The sequence below is a fragment of the Actinosynnema sp. genome (genome assembly GCF_052038725.1).
On sequence record NZ_JBQGCX010000458.1, the window covers coordinates 1 to 1,845 of the forward strand.

Genomic DNA, 1,845 nt, shown 5'->3' on the forward strand with positions numbered 1-1,845 from the left:
GGCCGTGATCTCCGGTTGCAGGCGGGTCTGCTCGTGCAGGACCACCTCGACGTTGGCCAGCAGCAGCGACTCGGCCCGCGCCTTCGGGTCGGTGGCGCGCATGGCCCGCAGGTAGTGGGTGAAGGCCTGCCGCAGGTAGTACTGCCCCTCGGGCGGCTCACCGGGCCGCAGCGCCGCGCGGAAGGCGGCGATCCGCTGCTCGTCGGGCGGGTCCGACGGCTCGCCGAACTGCGCCCGGAACCGGGCGAACTCGTGGCCGATCTCGGCGAACACCTTGAGGTTGCCGCGCGCGGCGGCCTCGCTCGCCGCGTCCAACCGCGCGGTGGCCACGACGACCTCCCGCACCAGCCGTTCGGCGTCGTCCAGCGCCCGGCGGGGGAACGCGACCCGCAGCGCCAGCGCGACCGCGCCGACGGCGGCCCCGGTCTGCGGGGTGGACAGCAGCCGCTCCAGCGCGCGCTGGGGATCCTCCCGGCGGATGGTCTGCCCGACCTGCTTGGACGCCCACACGGCGAACGCGCACCAGTTGGGCGAGCCGCCGGTGAGCGCGGCGAGCGCGGTCGAGAGGCGGTGGTAGCAGTGGGTGATCAGGACGTTGCGCAGGACCGGGTCGGCCAAGCCCGCGATCACCGCGACGTCGGACGTCGTGGGAGGCCGCGCCCCACTCCTGCGCTCACGCACCACGACCCGTTCTCGTTCCACGACCCGACCTCCCCGTCCTAGTGGTCCCCTGGTGGGTCGTTCGAGGGGTGGGGGGTGTGACGGTGGGTCGCTGGGAAGAGGGTCACCCGGTGGTGGGGGAGCGGAGGGAGCGGGCGCTGAGGAGGAGGCGGTAGCAGAGCAGCAGGACGATGTGGAGGAGGTAGAGCCAGAGCCCGAGGGCGCCGACGACGGCGGGGCCGCGGAGGCCGGCGAACGGGAACGCCCAGTCGACGGGGATGGCGAGGAACAGCACGAACCCGTGGAGGAACCCCGCGAGCACGGCGGCGGTCGAGATCGCGCCCGCGGCGGTGGTCCGGGCGTCCAGCGCGTTGGGCCCGGTGGTGACGAGCACCGGCAGCAGCACGACCGCGAGCAGCACCCAGACCAGGTGGAACGAGACGAGCACGCCGCGGGCGGCTGCCCACCCGCCCGCCTGGTAGTCCGGGGCTATCTGCGGCGCGAGGGCGAGGGCGAGCGCCAGCAACAACGGCGAGGCGACCAGGGCGGGCAGGAACCCGAGCCGCCCCAACCACCCGGTCCGGCCGCTGGAGGGCAGTCCGGCGACCTGCACGAACCCCCGCCGGAGCCCTTCGCCGCACAGGCAGGCGGCGAGGAGCGCGGACAGCAGGGCGGGCCAGGAGGCGGTCAGGGCGGCGTGCCCCAGGGCGCGCAACGCGCCCCCGGCGGGTTGCGCGGCGGGCAGCGCCTCGCCGAGCAGGCGGAGGTTCTCGACGACCAGCTCGTCCCCGAACAGCACCCCGACCCCGCGCAGGGCGAGCAGCAGGGCGGGCACCAGGCCCAAGGCGGTGAAGAACGCGGTCCCGGCCCCCCAAAGCGCGATGTCCCGCCCCCGCAAGGCCCGAAGGGCGTGCCGAACGACGGCAACCCCGAACCCCAGAACCCCCCGAACCACATCCACCCGGCCCACCTACCCTCCACAGCCCAGAACACACTGTTGAACACCGGCGAGTGGGCTGAACTCCACCGCTCAGCCCTGCGCTGGTTGCCACGCGCCAGCCCTGCCCCGTGCAAACCCGCTGCACCGATCCCAAGCCCTGGCCGGTAGCGGCGCTTCTGCCCTAACCGCCAGTGAACGGCCCACTCACCCTTGGTTGAACGGTCCGTTCAACTCCACCTCCGGTT

At 74.0% G+C, this 1,845-nt stretch carries 2 protein-coding genes; both read right to left on the reverse strand.

The window, feature by feature from the left end; all coding sequences use genetic code 11:
- A partial coding sequence (locus tag ACTUAL_RS09245) for a hypothetical protein (RefSeq protein ID WP_440899959.1) occupies positions 1-702 on the reverse strand: 702 nt, incomplete at its 3' end.
- An 82-nt stretch (positions 703-784) separates the two neighbouring features.
- Complete coding sequence (locus tag ACTUAL_RS09250; RefSeq protein WP_157767829.1) at positions 785-1,558, reverse strand: YhjD/YihY/BrkB family envelope integrity protein; 774 nt, start codon at positions 1,556-1,558, stop codon at positions 785-787.
- Positions 1,559-1,845 lie beyond the last annotated feature (287 nt).